At 35.8% G+C, this 15,669-nt stretch carries 16 protein-coding genes; 8 read left to right on the top strand and 8 right to left on the bottom strand.

Annotated elements, in window-relative coordinates; all coding sequences use genetic code 11:
- Positions 1-700 precede the first annotated feature (700 nt).
- Entirely contained in the window at positions 701-1,615 is a 915-nt protein-coding gene (locus QJV27_RS00005; protein WP_281446948.1) for a nitrilase-related carbon-nitrogen hydrolase, read from the top strand.
- A gap of 27 nt (positions 1,616-1,642) precedes the next feature.
- Positions 1,643-1,885 (top strand): hypothetical protein, encoded by a 243-nt coding sequence (locus tag QJV27_RS00010; protein ID WP_281446949.1) that lies wholly within the window; start codon positions 1,643-1,645, stop codon positions 1,883-1,885.
- 67 nt (positions 1,886-1,952) lie between these two features.
- Here QJV27_RS00010 and QJV27_RS00015 read toward each other — a convergent pair whose 3' ends face one another.
- Both QJV27_RS00015 and QJV27_RS00020 read right to left on the bottom strand, forming a co-directional pair.
- Positions 1,953-3,233 carry an O-acetylhomoserine aminocarboxypropyltransferase gene (locus QJV27_RS00015; RefSeq protein WP_281446950.1) on the bottom strand — a complete coding sequence of 427 codons (1,281 nt, stop codon included), beginning with the start codon at positions 3,231-3,233 and terminating at the stop codon, positions 1,953-1,955.
- 107 nt (positions 3,234-3,340) lie between these two features.
- Complete coding sequence (locus tag QJV27_RS00020; RefSeq protein WP_281446951.1) at positions 3,341-3,949, bottom strand: hypothetical protein; 609 nt, start codon at positions 3,947-3,949, stop codon at positions 3,341-3,343.
- Positions 3,950-4,088: 139 nt separating this feature from the next.
- Here QJV27_RS00020 and QJV27_RS00025 point away from each other — a divergent pair, with 139 nt between their 5' ends.
- From QJV27_RS00025 to QJV27_RS00045, 5 genes are all read left to right on the top strand, one after another.
- Entirely contained in the window at positions 4,089-4,850 is a 762-nt protein-coding gene (locus QJV27_RS00025; protein ID WP_281446952.1) for a DNA/RNA non-specific endonuclease, read from the top strand.
- Positions 4,851-4,966: 116 nt separating this feature from the next.
- Positions 4,967-5,569 carry a LysE family transporter gene (locus QJV27_RS00030; protein WP_281446953.1) on the top strand — a complete coding sequence of 201 codons (603 nt, stop codon included), beginning with the start codon at positions 4,967-4,969 and terminating at the stop codon, positions 5,567-5,569.
- Positions 5,570-5,657: 88 nt separating this feature from the next.
- Complete coding sequence (locus QJV27_RS00035) at positions 5,658-6,764, top strand: glycerol dehydrogenase (protein ID WP_281446954.1); 1,107 nt, start codon at positions 5,658-5,660, stop codon at positions 6,762-6,764.
- Between the two features lie 112 nt (positions 6,765-6,876).
- A complete protein-coding gene (locus tag QJV27_RS00040; RefSeq protein ID WP_281446955.1) occupies positions 6,877-8,082 on the top strand; it encodes an acyltransferase family protein in 1,206 nt (401 codons plus the stop codon).
- The gene (locus tag QJV27_RS00045; RefSeq protein WP_281446956.1) at positions 8,079-9,263 is read left to right on the top strand and encodes an acyltransferase family protein; all 1,185 of its coding nucleotides are present in this window, start codon (positions 8,079-8,081) and stop codon (positions 9,261-9,263) included. The genes QJV27_RS00040 and QJV27_RS00045 overlap by 4 nt, the downstream gene beginning before the upstream one ends.
- Here QJV27_RS00045 and QJV27_RS00050 read toward each other — a convergent pair.
- The 4 genes from QJV27_RS00050 to QJV27_RS00065 form a co-directional block, all read right to left on the bottom strand.
- The gene (locus QJV27_RS00050; protein ID WP_281446957.1) at positions 9,260-9,703 is read right to left on the bottom strand and encodes a hypothetical protein; all 444 of its coding nucleotides are present in this window, start codon (positions 9,701-9,703) and stop codon (positions 9,260-9,262) included. The two genes, QJV27_RS00045 and QJV27_RS00050, sit on opposite strands and share 4 nt — an antisense overlap.
- Positions 9,704-9,756: 53 nt before the next feature.
- Positions 9,757-10,194 (bottom strand): hypothetical protein, encoded by a 438-nt coding sequence (locus QJV27_RS00055; RefSeq protein ID WP_281446958.1) that lies wholly within the window; start codon positions 10,192-10,194, stop codon positions 9,757-9,759.
- Between the two features lie 18 nt (positions 10,195-10,212).
- Positions 10,213-10,725 (bottom strand): hypothetical protein, encoded by a 513-nt coding sequence (locus tag QJV27_RS00060; protein WP_281446959.1) that lies wholly within the window; start codon positions 10,723-10,725, stop codon positions 10,213-10,215.
- Between the two features lie 235 nt (positions 10,726-10,960).
- Complete coding sequence (locus QJV27_RS00065) at positions 10,961-12,025, bottom strand: asparaginase (protein WP_281446960.1); 1,065 nt, start codon at positions 12,023-12,025, stop codon at positions 10,961-10,963.
- Positions 12,026-12,249: 224 nt separating this feature from the next.
- Between QJV27_RS00065 and QJV27_RS00070 the strand changes: the two genes are divergently transcribed.
- Positions 12,250-14,028 carry a hypothetical protein gene (locus QJV27_RS00070; RefSeq protein ID WP_281446961.1) on the top strand — a complete coding sequence of 593 codons (1,779 nt, stop codon included), beginning with the start codon at positions 12,250-12,252 and terminating at the stop codon, positions 14,026-14,028.
- A gap of 21 nt (positions 14,029-14,049) precedes the next feature.
- On the opposite strand, the gene QJV27_RS00075 is transcribed toward QJV27_RS00070, so the two are convergent.
- Both QJV27_RS00075 and QJV27_RS00080 read right to left on the bottom strand, forming a co-directional pair.
- Entirely contained in the window at positions 14,050-14,808 is a 759-nt protein-coding gene (locus QJV27_RS00075) for a glycosyltransferase family 25 protein (RefSeq protein WP_281446962.1), read from the bottom strand.
- A 197-nt stretch (positions 14,809-15,005) separates the two neighbouring features.
- Positions 15,006-15,512, bottom strand: coding sequence for an ecotin (locus QJV27_RS00080; RefSeq protein ID WP_281446963.1), 507 nt, complete (start codon positions 15,510-15,512; stop codon positions 15,006-15,008).
- Between the last annotated feature and the right edge of the window lie 157 nt (positions 15,513-15,669).

Here is a 15,669-nt window from a genome sequence, read left to right on the forward strand (position 1 = left end):
TCGATCTGGATATTTTATTGTAAATTTGAGCGTTACCAATAAATAGTAGTGATTTTTTTTACTAATAAAATCAACGGATATTTTTTTACCTAGAAAAGAAAGATATTCTATTTTTATAAATAATTGAATGCCTTAAGTAAGTGTATTTAACATAAATATGCTGGTGTGGATTGTTTTCCCAAATCAAAACAATCCTAAATAAAATTGCTTTTGCCATCTATTTCCTTAAAATTTGAAAATTATTGGGCTTTAGGGTGGTTTTTGGTTATATCGCACAATCACTCATAGGTGGGGGTGGATGATACTAACTCAGTTTTTAGATAGAATATTTCAAGATATCCGTATATAATTAATATTCATAGAGACAGTGTGAATATTTCAGGAAAATATAATCTTACACCCTCAGTATTTTAAAAGAATGTAGACATGTTGAACGGATGGCGCGTTTATAAAAAGAGAAATATTACTTTTTATTAGGGTTCAATTCCAAGTTTTTGTAGTGATATAAAAGATGATCTTTTTATTGTAGGTTTTGCATTATACAAAAAGTTGAATTGTATAGTTAAGATATCCTGATCATACTAATCCCTAGGTGGATATAAGACATTATCGTTTGGGCGAAACAATTTAATAGGTTGGGTCACAGATTAGAAAGATATCCAATTTATTAAACTATAGGTAATCGTCAAAGGGGAACAGGATGAATATTGGTAGTACACATGCAATCACTGGGAAATTTGAAGTCGAGGCTTTAAGTGTTGTCGCAATACAAATTCCCCCCATCAGTTCTCAAACGATGGATGATGTTCATAAAAATATAGATCAGCTTATTGCATGGATGGACAGAGCATCAGCAGGATTTCCAGGGTTTGATTTGTTTGTTAGTCCTGAATGTGCCTTAAACGGTTTTGGTCCAGCATGGCCGCAAACATGTGTTGATTTGAATGGGCCAGAAATTCAAAGACTTAAAGATAAGTGCAAAGAGTTAAAAGTTTTCGGTGTTTTTAATCCCTTGGTTAAAATGGTAGAGGGAAATAAAGCCTGTAATACAGCAATTATTATCAATGATCAGGGGGAAATTATCCTGACTTATGTTAAAACCAATCCTTGGATCCCAGGGGAAGGGACGTATCCAGGATGGTATTGTCCTGTGGTTGATGGACCAAAAGGGTCACGATTGGCAGTGATTATTTGTGCTGATGGGGATTACCCAGAAATATGGCGAGAGGCGGCTGTAAATGGGGCCAATATTATCATTCGGGTATCGCATTATATGGCACCTTGGGATAATGCTTGGGAAATTACCAATAAAGCAGGCGCATATTGTAATCAAACTTATGTAGTTGGTGCGAATTCCGTAGGGGTGGATGAGGCGTATTCCTATTTCGGGCGCAGTATGATTTTGAATCCCGATGGAACCATTATTTGCGAGGCTCCTTTGGGACAGCCATGGATGATCAAGGCTGATTTATATCCTCAGATTATCGATAAAATACGAGAAGAGGGGGTTACGAATAATTTCTTATGGACTTACAAACATCGTGGTGCGGCTCATCCCGATCTTGCAGGAGAAGGGGCAGATACTCGTATATATAAGGCATATTACCAAAAATAAAGCACGTGTTTATGAATGGAGATTAAAATGGAAAAATTATTTGCTGCAACCCAGCATTATGTAATGATTGCTTTGCGAAATAATAATATTGTTTTTCCAACAACCAAACAAGCCATATTGGACAAGGCAGGAAATGAATCCATTCGCGTAAACTGGGATCATTACGTGTCTTTGTCAACATATTGTCAGGATGTGAAATTGGATTATTATAAAACTAAAGCTGCGTTTTTTAATGCAATATTGGGCGCAAATACGTCTTATAAGTTTTAAATCAAATGATTATTATTTTTATTTTACAGATATGATGAAATTTTCATATCTGTAAAATTATTTTTGTTTATGAAGCTGTTAAAGCTTGTTCCAAATCATTAATAATATCATCAACGTGTTCAATACCAATCGACAGTCGAACAACATCAGGACCAGCACCTGCAGCAATTTTTTGTGCATCATTTAATTGACGATGCGTAGTAGAAGCTGGATGGATAACCAAAGAACGTGTGTCGCCGATATTGGCCAATAAAGAAAATAGTTTTAATTGGGATACAAATCGGACGCAGGCTTCGTATCCGCCTTTAATGCCAAAAGTGAATACAGAACCAGCTCCTTTAGGTGAGTATTTTTGATATAAAGCGTGGTAAGGGCTGCTTTTTAATCCTGGGTATGAAACCCAAGAAATTTTAGGATGATTTTCTAAATAAGAGGCAACTTTTTGGGCATTGTCGCAATGACGCTGCATTCTTAGAGGGAGGGTCTCTGAGCCTGTTAATAGTAAAAATGCATTAAAAGGTGAAATGGTTGGGCCAAAATCTCGCATCCCTAATATTCGTGCTGCAAGGGCAAAGGCAGCATTGCCAAAGGTGTCGCTTGCGATAAGCCCCGCATAATCTGGACGGGGTTTAGTAATTTTTGGGTATTTTTTTGATTCTTCCCAATTAAAATTTCCTCCATCAACAAGAATACCCCCCATCGAATTACCATGCCCGCCAATAAATTTCGTTAAAGAATGGACAACAATATTGGCGCCAAATTCGAATGGGCGAACTAAATAAGGGGTTGCCATCGTATTATCAACAATTAATGGGATTTTATGGTCTTGGGCTATTTTTGCTATTTTTTCAATATCGACAATGATCCCGCCTGGATTGGCAAAACTTTCGATAAAAATAGCACGTGTGCGTTCATCAATGGCATTTTCGAAAGTAGAGATATCGTCAACGTCCGCAAACCGAACGTGCCAATCAAAAGATTTAAAGGAATGAGCAAATTGATTAATTGATCCACCATATAGCTGTTTTGCCGCGATGAAATTATCCCCAGGTTCCATCAAAGTATGAAAAACCAAGAATTCAGCAGCATGACCAGAGGCGGTTGCTAAGGCAGCACTGCCGCCTTCTAATGCTGCGATACGGTTTTCTAATACGGTTTGAGTTGGGTTGGTAATACGGCTATAGATATTGCCAGCATCTTTTAATGCAAAGCGATTGGCAGCTTGATCAACATCATCAAAAACATAGGCGGTGGTTTGGTAAATTGGTGTAGCACGTGCACCCGTTGTTGGATCTGGGGATGCACCTGCATGAACAGATAAGGTTTCAAATGCTGTTTTACGATCCATTATAAGGCTCCTTTGTGGTATATGTTGTTAATAAACATATGTATATGTGTTGATTATAAAGCTGTTATTTATATACAGGCGGTATTTTTATAAGATTGAAAAATAATCTATGGTATATTTTGTTTTTTATTGTTTAATAAATCATATTGTTTTGGAAAAGTATTTTGGAAATATTCGATTGCCTTGTCCGATAATTTATCATCTTCAAACGCCCATGATACTAAATATTCCTTTAAGGAGTCAGAAAGTTCGAGTGAAAGTGGATATAAATGATGAATTTCCAATGATTTGTTCTCTGCATTGGGGATATGTTGGGCAGCTCTATATTTTAAAGGATATTCTATCCATTTAGAATGTTCACCGATACATTGGATAATATTGGTATTATCCAGCAAGCTATTGGTAATTAAAGAGTTAGTAAGGTAGTTTTGAAAATACAAATTCATAAACAGATTTTTATGTTTTTGGCTGGTAAAATCAGTAAATATGTATAAAAAATCGGAAGGTTTTTTTATTAAAAAGATGCAAATATATTCAATGAAATAGTCGCAGCAAGTACTAAAAGCATTTTCGTTTTGGATAGAAGAGCATTGAGTCACTGCTAGATTTAATATTGAAGATATTTTGCGTTCACAGCACCATAGCTCGTCAATTGCAGATGGATTACGAAATGCACTGTGAATTAGACTTTGCATATAATTTTCTTGGGATTTCATAGGTAAATGCTTTCTTTCAAAAGAGATAAAAAAATCTGATAAGATACGATATAGGTGACAAATCTTCTTGTTAATGTTTTAAAAAATGGCGTAATTGGTTTTAAATTATTATTGCTTTTGAGTAAAAAAGAAAAAATTTATGCAAAATATCTTGAATAAGACTTTAAGAAATATATTCTTGTTGACAGCAGTTTTAGGATTGACTGGCTGCGCTAATGCGTATGGACAATCCCAATGTGATCATTTTTTTGTTGATGGAAAACCGCCAGTTGTCACAAACTCAGATCAAAAATTATGTCTTAAAGGATATGCTTTAGCCTATTCTGATCAGACAAGAGGAAACAGTTATGCCGCTGAATATTTGATCAAAGATCAAGTAGAAAAAGGCAAATTAATTAGACGTTACGGAACATTTGACAGTCGTGATCCCATTATTCGTGATTATCGTAATTCTGGCTATGATCGGGGTCATATGACTCCAAGCGGGGATATGGGGGATTATGAGTCTCAGGTCCAAACGTTTCAGTATCAAAATTTAGTCCCTCAAACGCGCCGTCTTAATAGTGGAAAGTGGAATTGGATTGAAAACCAAGTTCGGCAAATCGCAATTCAGTACGGATCCGTTTATGTTGTTACAGGGCCATATTTCCAAGGAACGACTAAAACCATTGGCCAACATCATATATGGGTGCCTTATGCGACATGGAAAGCTATTTATATTCCAAAGTTGCAAAAGGCCGGTGTTTATTTTTGTATAAATGAAGCTGAACCAGTCTGCTATGTACAAACGGTTTCTTTTTTTACGCAGCGTACGAAAATTGATCCTTTCCCTGGCTTAGATCAAGCAATTAAAGACACAAAATTGGCTTTGCCCAAAATGAAGCATAAGAAGAATAAATAAATAAATAAATAAATAAATAAATAAATAAAGGATCGCTTTAACAGGGGATAGTTACTATCAGAATTATTATCCATATAGGGTAAAAGTTTTCTGAATATAAATTATAGGTTTCTTGTATGACACTGTTAGGCATTTTTCTTTTGCAGCTATTTGCCTTGGCAACTCCAGGGCCTGATTCTTTGCTGGTGCTAAGAACGGCCTTGGCAAAGCATAAAAATGCGGCATTTAAAGCTTCATTAGGGATCAGTCTTGGGGCATTTATTTGGGTAATATTGTCTTTGTTAGGGTTACATGTATTATTTCAGTATTACCCTTTTTTAAACAAAGTCGTTTTATTTTGTGGTGCATGCTATTTGCTGTATTTGGCATATCAGTTATATCATTTAAATACAGATCATAAATTAGAGGATAAAAGAAACCTCAAATCTTCTGATTTATTAAATGGATTACTTTGTAATCTATCAAATCCCAAAGCAATCATTTATTTTGCCAGTATTTTTTCGATGCTATCGTTTGAAGGGGGGATCGTTGCTTACGGTAAAATTATTTTGTTAATTGTTGGGGAAACGTTATTATGGTTTTTGGGAATAAGTATCGTTTTTTCACACCCAGCTATGAAGCGTGTATATCAATCCTATGCACGGAAGATAGATGTTGCAGCGGCGGGAATATTTGTGCTGTTTGCGTGTTTAATGTTTGTTAAATTTTTTCTGATATAATAAATTTCATAAATTTGAATATAGTGTTTGGTGTATTCGTTTTAAGGTGATTAACTGAAATATTATTTTTGAATTTAAGGATAGATTTATGTTGCAAGTTATTCAATCACCATCCAAATATATTCAAGGTCCAAATGCACTTAAAGAAATTGGCAAATACGGACAATTATTAGCCAAAAGTTACCTAGTTATTGCCGATGATGTTGTTATGAAAATCACAGGTGCTGTTATTGAAGACAGTTTGAAACAGGCAAACATTCAAGGTCATTTTGAACGTTTTGGTGGCGAGTGTTCAAAAAAAGAAATTCAGCGTTTAGGGGATGTATTAAAATCCAATCACTGCCAAGGTGTCATCGGGGTCGGTGGGGGTAAAGCTTTGGATACGGCTAAGGCCATTGCTTATTACAACAAAGTACCCGTGTTAATTGTACCAACGATTGCTTCTAATGATGCGCCAACAAGTGCATTGTCCGTGATTTATACTGAACAAGGCGCATTTGAAGAATATTTAATGTATCCAACCAATCCAGATATGGTTTTTATGGATACGGTGATTATTGCCAAAGCCCCTGTAAGATTATTTGTTGCGGGTATGGGGGATGCCCTCTCTACATATTTTGAAGGTCGGGCTTGTTTAGAGGCGCGTGCAACAACAATGGCAGGGGGACAATCCACATTAGCCGCGATGCACTTAGCACGCTTGTGTTATGAAACTTTGTTAGAAGAAGGATACAAAGCCAAGTTAGCTGTTGAAATTGGGGTTGCAACCCCTGCCGTTGATCGTATTGTCGAAGCAAATACTTACTTAAGTGGGATCGGTTTTGAGAGCTCTGGCTTGGCAGGGGCACATGCAATTCATAATGGCTTTACGATTTTAGAGGAATGTCATCACATGTATCATGGTGAAAAGGTGGCATTTGGAACATTATCACAACTTGTACTGGAAAATGCCGCCACTGAAGAAATTGAAACAGTTTTAGGGTTTTGTGAACAGGTTGGGTTGCCCATTACCTTGGCACAAATAGGGGTACAGGATGATGATCGTTTACAAGAAAAAATTATGGCTGTTGCCAAAGCCAGTTGTGCAGAGGGCGAAACCATTCATAATATGCCTTTTAAAGTAACGCCAGATAAAGTTTATGCAGCAATCCTAACAGCCAATCAATTGGGAAAAGCATGGCTAGAACAGAAATAAACGAATTATCATACAGATAATTTTATGCACAAAGATATTTTGTCTTTGTGCATTTTTTTTAAATAGTGTGGTATCAGGATGTTTGAAAAAAACTGATTAAATAGAGTTTGATATGACGTATGATTCTGTATGGCCATTATTGGTTATTTTAGGGGTAATGATTATAGGACTAAGTTTTCCTATTTTTAATAATATTATCTTGATTAAAGATAACCATGAACAGCGTGTGAATACTATTGATGGATTACGGGGATATCTTGCTTTCTTTATTGTTTTTTTCCATGCAACGGTTTGGTATAATCTTATTACTGTTCATGAATTTAAAGCCGCATCTGGCAGTGCTTGCGAGGCATTAGGAACCACTGGGTTATGTATCTTTTTTATGGTTTCAGCTTATTTATTTTGGACAAGATGGCTTAATCATCGTGGGAAAATAAATATTCCTGCCTTTTATATAAAACGCTTTTTTAGAATAGCCCCTGTTTACTATTTATGTTTTGTGGTCGTTGTGATCGTAGCGATGTCAAAAACTAATTGGCATTTGGCCGTTCCTGCTTATGTATTTATCCAGCAAGTAATGGGTTGGCTTATTTTTGGATTGTTTACTTTTCCAACAATTAATGGCTATCCATTAACGTTGTTATTGCTCTTGGGGGTGGTGTGGACAATTCCCTATGAGTGGATGCTTTATTTAGCCCTGCCTATTATTGGGGTGTTTACTAAAAATCTGCGTTTGTCTTTAATCTTTGCTGCAACCATATGTACGTTAACGATATTTGCTCAATTTTATTGGAGAATTCATCTTTTTGCGGAAAATGATATGGTGCCTTTTATTGCTTACGCTATGGGTATTTTAATTGCGACTTTGAAAAAATCAACATGGCAACCGTTTATAAATAACTTTTATGGTTCCATCGTCATGGTTTTGTGTATTCTTGGTGTTGTTATCTTTTATCGTCAATATCCTGAATTATTAATGTTGGTTTTCGCAGGTATCTTTTTTTATTGTGTTGTATCTGGTTGTTCTTTGTTTGGTCTTTTGACTTTAAAAGCATCGCAACGAATGGGAATGGTCAGTTATAGTATTTATCTATGCCAAGGTATTATCTTTTATTTTGTTTATTCGTTCGATTTCGTAAAACAGCTGGTTATGCGCTCTATTTGGCATTATTGGGGGGTGTTGTTTTGTGAAAGTATTTTATTACTGGGGTTGGCTTGTCTTTTATTTCGCTTGGTTGAAAAGCCAGGCATGGATATTGGACACCAATTGGCCTTTCGTTTTGAAAAAAAAATTGCCAATAAAATGGTCGAACGATGAATATAACTTACTCAACGCTTTGGCCATCCGCTTTGATTATGGCAATTTTATTAACGATATTAACCTTGCCTGTTTTTAAGGGATTATACGATTCAGACGATACTAGAAATAGAGTACATACAATTGACGGGTTAAGAGGTTTTTTGGCTTTTGGCGTGGTATTTTCTCATGGTCAATGTTTTTATAATATTACTGCCATTGGTCAATGCACGAGTAATAGTGCTTTTTATAGTCTACTTGGAACAATCGCTGTACGGTTGTTTTTTATGATTACCGCTTATTTATTTTGGTCGCAACTTTTGTATCGTCAAGGACAGATGCAATGGCAATCTTTTTATATAAAGCGTTTTTTTCGGATTGCTCCCGTATATTGGTTTATGTGTTTATGCGTGTTTTTAATTGTAATGATTGAAACACAATGGACATTACGGGTTTCATTCTTTGAATTTTGCAAACAAATTGGTGCTTGGTTGGCGTTGGGGATTTTATCCTTGCCTGATATAAATACGCGTCTTTACACAGGGATGTTGGTGGTAATGGTAACATGGACTTTGCGCTATGAATGGTTGTTTTATGTTTTACTGCCTTGTATTTCTTTTTTTGCTGTTCATAAAAAACGTGCACTTTGGTTTATTAGCGCGGGATTATGGGGGGTGTTTATAGGGTCTTGGTTTGTTGACCCCCACAGTATCACCAGTCAGTTTTTTTCAGTATTGTTTATGTTTTTGGTAGGTATGTTATGCGCAACCTTACAGTATTACCAAATGATTAATCTTAAATGGCATAATTGGGTTAAGTCTGTTCTTATTATTACTGCGATCATGATTATATGTGCTGGGGATCTATATGATAAAATGTACATATTAAACAGTATTTTAGGTTTTATTTTCTATTTAATCATCTCTGGGTGTTCTTTGTTTGGGGTCTTAACTTTGAAATCATCGCAGAAAATGGGTGAGGTCAGCTATGGTATCTATTTGTTGCAAGGGATTATCTTCAATATCGTTTATAGCCAGCAGGTTGTGAAACAATACGTTATACAAGGACCGTGGCATTTTTGGTATGTAATGATGGGGATATGTGTTGGTTTGCTGTTACTTGCAATTATTGTGCATGTCATTTTGGAAAAACCAGCGATTAGAATAGGGCAATATTTATCTTTAAAAATTAAGAATTATTAAGGTTTTTCTTGCTCTTTTGATTGAGATAACTCTTTTTGCTTTAGGCTTTTAATACAGTTACTAATCAGGAAATCGATACTTTTTAAATATTTTTTCCCTTTGATAGGATCTGTTCGCAGAATGTGGGGTTTATTATAGGTGTCTTTCAAAACGAAAGCACTATAACCAGAATCATCTATTTTTCCCTTTTGTGGCCATTCATTTAACATAAATGGATATTGCCGTTTAGGATCCATAATAACGGTTGCCATACATTCATGATTTAATTCGACAGAAAAGATACGTTTTCCATCAATCGTAACTTTGCTGGGCATGGTTTGTTGTATTGTTTGAACAGCGGCTTCGTAAGGAGAAGGCTTTTGTTTTGTATCCAAAGCATAAGATGAGTTGTATGTAAAGATACTGCTGATAAAGGCAAAAGATAAAAATAGAGGTTTCATTACGGGCATCTTCTCAAAATTTGATCTGTAAATAGATAATGACTTGAGGGGTTTTAGGGTTGAACGTCTAAAGGGATTTTGTTCAACGTAGCGTTATTGGTAAAACTACATTCTTTAGGTCGGTATTGTTCACATGCGCTGCTTTCTGTTGGATTTGTTAGCGTCTGATTAACTTGGTCAAATGATACCTTGCATTGTTTATAGGTAATAATAAGTTTATTTTTTTTAAGAGCAAAAGGATCAATATACCCTGTTATTTCTGCAGTGCAGGTTGGTGATCGAAAAGAAACCATGCCATAGGCAGGATAGTATGGCATATAAGCAACAATCTGGTAATTATGTTCGCTTTTATGTTCGTAGGCAACCATATTGATGTTAGTTTGTAGTTGTTGCGGTTCCTGAACGTTTGTGGAGATATCCTCGCCATAGGTAAGGGATGGGGATAAAATGATCCCTATTATGGCGACAAAAGAGGAATAATTTAATTTCATGATAGAATTATCTTTGATTTATTTAGGATAAATACGACGTAACGGGGTAATAGAAGAAAAACTACAAAAATCGCCATGCCATGCATTGCAGGCAAGAGTTTCTTTATCGATACTTAGTTGATGATCTTTGATTTTATGTAAAGTTATTTTACAATGAGGGTCTTCTTTAGACGTAAATTCTATTTCTGAAGGTTTTTTCGGGTTTATGATTGTCGTACCGTGGGAATTAGCCTGACATGTTGGAGAGTCATAAGCAATCAAGGCACTGCCATTGCGGTCAGGATATAATGCCAAGACATAATTTTTTTTATTCTCGCCATGTCCTTCATAAATTTCAAACTGAGGAGAGGGTAACGTCGACGTAGAGGAGGATGGTGATTTTTTAACCTCTGAATGATTATGTTTTTGAGCAGGTTTATGATGGGACGGTGTAGTGGTTTTGGAATGGGAATGATCATTAGCCAAGCTTTGTTGATGACTAAATACCCATAGGCATAAAGATACCAAGCAAAAGAATAATGGGTTAATCAATTGTTATCTCCGGCCTTCTTTAGATCAACGAGAGGTTTATTTGGGTCATTTTAAGAAAAAAAGGGCCAAAGGATCAAGGATTTTAGGTAAAATTTTAATAATAATTCACAAGATAAAATTTTAATCATTTATTTTCAGTCGGTTATTAATTTTTAATATAATATAAATTATTGTAACTTTGATGTGTAAAGGAGAAGATTTGTTTCTATCAATCTGCCCCTTTAGTATAATTATTTTAGTACAAGGTTGAAAAGATCTTTTGTATTTCTAAGGTGGAGTGGATATTATTTGCCAATAAAATCTGTAATAATATACGAGATTTTTGCGGATTTAAGTCCTCTGAAACGACAAAATTGTTTTGGTCATCATTGATTTCCACATTACGATTTACAAAGCCACTGGCCACACGGGTTGACCTAACGATAATAATTCCTCTTTTGGCAGCATTTTGTAAAGATCTTAATGCATCTGTGGATGTATTTCCATCCCCTACACCAGCCAATATAATTCCCTTTACCCCTCTTTTAAGGGCATCTTCTATTAAAGCAGCATCCATTTGGACATGAGAGTAAATAATATCTACTCTTGGGAAAGGAGCTTTGACAGGTAGTTTGAATGAGGCTTGATTGTGGGCTAGAGGGGCACTATAAAAGCGAATATGTTCACTGTTAACGATTCCAATAGGGCCAGCATTAGGAGCTTGGAAAGCTTCTAAGTTAGTGGTGTTCATTTTTTGAACAGACCGTGCAGCAAAAATCGTATCATTCATAACGACCATAACAGGACGATTTTTTGCAAGTGGACTAGCTGCAACCTTGACGGCATCAATTAAATTGGCAGCACCATCAGCACTGGCATAACCAGCGGGGCGCATGGCACCAACCAAAATGACGGGTTTCTGGTGGGATACAACTTCGTTAAGGAAGAAGGCAGTTTCTTCCATTGTGTCGGTACCATGAGTGATGACTATACCATTGATTGAAGGATCGTTCTCGGCTTGTTTAATACGTTGTGCAAGTTTCAGTAGGATTGCATCTGACATATCTTGTGAACCAATTTGAGAAATAGTTTCAACCTTGATATGTGCTTCGTTTTTCAGTGCAGGTACAGAATTAATTAATGCTTCACCTTTGGTTTGACCAGCATGGTATCCTAATTCTTTGTCGTTATTTGCTTGACCAGCTATGGTTCCACCTGTAGTTAAAACCAATATATTAGCTTGCTCTTTGCTTTGATGTGACATCGGTGATTGATCTGTTGAATGTTGAGACGTTGCAGATAAAACGGAGGAAGAAAACAAGGTAAGACAAGCAAAGCCCACCAAATTTATAAATGTTATCTTTTTTATATGATGCATGATTATATGATTCTGTAATGAGTACATAGCCGTAATATTGAAAAAAAAAAAGAATTTTGTAAAGCTATGCTATTTGATTCTTTGTAATCTATTTTGGGTTTGATTATATATTACAGTAATAAATATTGGGTTTAGGCTTATAATCTGGTTTGATTTGGGTGATTTTGATGGTGTTTGGGTGGTTTAAAAACAGTGGCAAGAATCTATTTGCTAAGAACTGTTTTCAGCAGCGTTTAGTAATCCTGCCTGTTTTACAAAGTGGTCATCAAATTGATTTTATATATAAAGCAGGACAGTCAGCTGTTACGTATTGTGTTGATTTGAAATTTCTTTTATCTCCTGGTGAAGAAATCAAGCAGGTTCATTACGATAGTGGTGATCATACCTTGATATTGGATGACTTTGTTGTTGATAAAAATAAATTTATCGTCACGGTCTCAGGCGGATATGATCATTGTAAATCAACCATATTGTTTAAGATAGATACAAATCTTGAAATACAACATTCTTTCACTGTTTTGGTAAAGACAACCAGCATTCAACTGAAAAAAGATGACGATATTTCTGAGAAACGGTTATGTCGTCTGTGGGTGTTGGATCGTAATCCCGATCAACAATACCGCCAAGAAGGGGGGGATATTTGGATTGAGGGAGATATGATTTTAAACCAACATAATCACTATTTGTGGGAATATCGTGTCATTGATGGAAAACCAATCTGGATGCCTTTATTTGTCATGAATGGTGTGATTGAACCTATGGTTACTTCTGACGAGGATGAAAAATCTGTTGGGGAAAGGTTGATTTTAAATAAGCTTCATTCTGATCAGGGCAAGATTAAATCGAATGCAAAAGGTGATCTAACGATTGAAGGTGAAGTTAGAGCAAATTCTCTATACACAAAGGCAATGGTTGCAGGTTATCCTTTGGGTGAGGGGATGTTATTTACTACTAATGGTATGATGGCTGGACACAGCCTTTATATTGGTTCCCCAGAGGCCAAACCAAAACATATTTATATTGGGGTGCAAGGGGTGGTATCAACCAAACTTGTGTCTACAGATTATCTGCAATTAGCTGTTTTATCAGTGCGTGAATTACCAACGAATGTTAAGCAAGGGGCTGTGGTCTTATGTAATGATTATATAGGATTCTCTGGTGAAATCGTTTTATTATTCACTGCTAAGGATAACCCGCAATCACCATCAGATTGGAAAGTATTATCTAGCCCCGATGGGATGGCAAGGGTTCCTCAGCGTCCCTTACCACAAAGACCTAATTTGTATCCGATTTCTTTTAATCCCAGAATTGTTTCTAATAAACAATCACGTGATAATATCGTTGATATTAAACCTGTTTTAGTTTCCAAGCATATTGATAATCAGGGAGAAGAAGTAGAAACAAAAGACGTTAAATTAGAGCCTCCTGACATATTTACACGCCTGCAGTTCGATCGACTGTCAATTCCTGTTTCTGAGGATCAAAAAGCCATTTGGAAACGGTTATCAATTCGTAATCAACGCCAGCAATTAATGGGTAAAGGGCAGGATTATTGGCATATAGAAAATCATTTTTGGCAGGCACCAACGGATGGATTGTTGCATATTCAAGGATATATCATTTTCAACGAGGAAGAGCTGAAGCCTTCTGATCCAATTGATTACCATTCTGGTGATATATTATTATTAAATTTTGCCTGTAATCAACAAGATAAATCAGAAGTCTATCCTACGACCCAGATGGAATTTCCACTAGTCCCTTACATAAATGATGTTACACATAAGGTCTGTGCTAATCAAAGATTATCCTTCTCAACGGTTTATCCTGTTGAGGAGGAGGATAAAATTACATTTGATATCGCTTATTTACATCAACGCGCCCCTTATGGAAAAGCGCCTAAGGAATTATCCGTTAAGAAGATTGTGATTGAATTATTTATTTCTTAATTATTTTTAAGGCTTATATACCTATCTTGATTTTTCATTATCGGAATACGCCAGAAATGGGGAGGACAAGAAGACGTCCATTTCAGGATAAAAATGTTCCATGGAAATATCAATACCTGTTTCATCCAACGTGGCAATAATGTTGCCATAAAATTGCAGGTTATATTTGTCAATAGGTAAGTGGTTTAGTAATTTTTGAGCCCCTTGCGTTGAAAGTGTATAACAGCATAATCCAGCATACATGGTGGTTCTGACAAATGTTGGGGTAATGGACTGTTCTAAATATGCATTTTGATTGATTCTGTCGCCATAAGCACCAATTTGATGATAGAGTTGTATCTCATTGGAATTGCCTAAATTAAGCAAATAGGAAATGAGTGTAGCAGGCAATCCCTTGGCTGTGTGCAACCGAATAGGCCAGTCCAGATTATATCCCCATGCGATTAAATCAAATGACTTTTGTTCTGCTAAAATCTGTTTAGAACTTGTGATATAGTCTTTATGAATTGTTACATCATCTTCCATGATTGTGATGCCATGGTCGCTGTTGGCGGCGATCTTCCATAACTCTACATGGGATTTTAAAATTCCAAGTGCGCGCGCATTGTAGGTATTACGATCGGTAATTAATCCATCCAATACCATTTGTCGGCGGGGGAGTATCTTGCCATTATACCCATTAAAAAATTGAGTATGATCTAAAAGAAAATGATTTCTTTTTTTAAATAATTCTAAACGTTCTTGATGATCTTGTAGATTAATGACGTAAATGGGAAACATTTAGTTCTCATAAAGGGTTATATATTAGAATTGCGACATTTAAAATTATTGAGAGTATTCATAACGAACTTAAGGGAAATTGGAAATATTTTTTTTCCATTTCAGTGATAAATATAGAAATAAAATTTAGATTTAAAAGAGAATTTAAGACGATTTTTTTTTCGTCTTAAATAAATTACGATTTCAAAAGTTAGAAATTATTTCTCAGTCCCTTGTTGCAGGGGATTTGCAGACCATACTCGATACGACATTGTTATATCTTTGGGCACATAAACAACAATTGGTAATTTGCTGTTGTATCTAATGAAACCCATGCGGGTTTGAACAGGGATTAATTTTGACTGCATTGTCGAACCAGGACAAGCCATGCGTGTAGATGCTGCTGGTCCGATAGATGACAAAACGTAATACTCATATCCCCACCCTGTTAAAGGTTTGGTCTCCATAGTGCCAGAAACCATAAAGCGATTACAATCTACCTGCATACTTTTTTGGGGAACAAGTTCTATTTTATAGTTATCCTCGTCGTGCAAAACGGGTAAATCTATTACAACCCTTTTATACCCTTGTTCGGGCTTTGGCCAGATGGAAAGAGGATCCTTTTTTGAAGCAGAATATGCATTAAAGGCAATAAACATTGTTGTAAAAAGGAAAGCACCACACGCAGTAATAATACGAAGGAGATGATTTTTTTGTAAGAGCATTTTATTTCCTTGAAAATGATGAAACACTGAAATACCTTATGAAGTGATTTTTTATGATTGGAGTAACTACCACGATATAAAAATATCTGCGTGGTCTTACCCTTCAATCTAAAGAATAGAATAGGAAAAGATAATATTCGTATCTTTTTCAAAATAG

The organism is Commensalibacter oyaizuii (assembly GCF_029953265.1).
Lineage (GTDB): Bacteria > Pseudomonadota > Alphaproteobacteria > Acetobacterales > Acetobacteraceae > Commensalibacter > Commensalibacter oyaizuii.

Bases quoted from the DNA above. Each gene is read 5' to 3' on its own strand.
- QJV27_RS00025 (WP_281446952.1), top strand. From the start codon at position 4,089: ATGCAAAATATCTTGAATAAGACTTTAAGAAATATATTCTTGTTGACA.
- QJV27_RS00015 (WP_281446950.1), bottom strand. From the start codon at position 3,233: ATGGATCGTAAAACAGCATTTGAAACCTTATCTGTTCATGCAGGTGCA.
- QJV27_RS00030 (WP_281446953.1), top strand. From the start codon at position 4,967: ATGACACTGTTAGGCATTTTTCTTTTGCAGCTATTTGCCTTGGCAACT.
- QJV27_RS00020 (WP_281446951.1), bottom strand. From the start codon at position 3,949: ATGAAATCCCAAGAAAATTATATGCAAAGTCTAATTCACAGTGCATTT.
- QJV27_RS00035 (WP_281446954.1), top strand. From the start codon at position 5,658: ATGTTGCAAGTTATTCAATCACCATCCAAATATATTCAAGGTCCAAAT.
- QJV27_RS00010 (WP_281446949.1), top strand. From the start codon at position 1,643: ATGGAAAAATTATTTGCTGCAACCCAGCATTATGTAATGATTGCTTTG.
- QJV27_RS00055 (WP_281446958.1), bottom strand. From the start codon at position 10,194: ATGAAATTAAATTATTCCTCTTTTGTCGCCATAATAGGGATCATTTTA.
- QJV27_RS00075 (WP_281446962.1), bottom strand. From the start codon at position 14,808: ATGTTTCCCATTTACGTCATTAATCTACAAGATCATCAAGAACGTTTA.
- QJV27_RS00050 (WP_281446957.1), bottom strand. From the start codon at position 9,703: ATGAAACCTCTATTTTTATCTTTTGCCTTTATCAGCAGTATCTTTACA.
- QJV27_RS00045 (WP_281446956.1), top strand. From the start codon at position 8,079: ATGAATATAACTTACTCAACGCTTTGGCCATCCGCTTTGATTATGGCA.
- QJV27_RS00005 (WP_281446948.1), top strand. From the start codon at position 701: ATGAATATTGGTAGTACACATGCAATCACTGGGAAATTTGAAGTCGAG.
- QJV27_RS00080 (WP_281446963.1), bottom strand. From the start codon at position 15,512: ATGCTCTTACAAAAAAATCATCTCCTTCGTATTATTACTGCGTGTGGT.
- QJV27_RS00070 (WP_281446961.1), top strand. From the start codon at position 12,250: ATGGTGTTTGGGTGGTTTAAAAACAGTGGCAAGAATCTATTTGCTAAG.
- QJV27_RS00040 (WP_281446955.1), top strand. From the start codon at position 6,877: ATGACGTATGATTCTGTATGGCCATTATTGGTTATTTTAGGGGTAATG.